1 protein-coding gene is annotated in these 390 nt (G+C 80.5%); it reads right to left on the bottom strand.

The features are described from left to right. The coding region (locus ABD308_RS33485; protein WP_344343434.1) for an FHA domain-containing protein at window positions 1-390 on the bottom strand (390 nt) is incomplete at both ends.

The raw sequence follows: 390 nt of genomic DNA, 5'->3' as shown, positions 1-390 counted from the left end.
CGGGGCGGCGAGCTGGAGGTGGCCGTGGCCGTCGGGCAGCGCGGCGTGGGAGGGCGCCCCGGAGCCGTCCCGGGGGTCCGGGGCGGCGATCCGCAGGGTGGTCTCGCCGATCCGCAGCAGGCCGGTGCCGTCCAGCGGGACGGCCTCCTCGGGCGGGCCGGGCGGGACGATCCGGCCGTCGACGGTGGTGCCGTTGGTGGAGCCGAGGTCGCGGACGGTCACGGTGCCGTCGTCGCCGAGGTGCAGGGCGAGGTGGAGCCGGGAGACGTCGGGGTCGTCGACCGGGACGTCGGCCTCGCCGGAGCGGCCGACCCGGATCTCCCGGCCGTGCAGGCGGTGCACGCCGCCGGCGTCGGGGCCGCCGACGACGCGCAGCTCGGCGGCGGCCGG

This window comes from Kitasatospora putterlickiae, assembly GCF_039527695.1.
GTDB classification, from domain to species: Bacteria; Actinomycetota; Actinomycetes; order Streptomycetales; family Streptomycetaceae; genus Kitasatospora; species Kitasatospora putterlickiae.
This window is presented reverse-complemented; position numbering and strand designations above follow the sequence as displayed.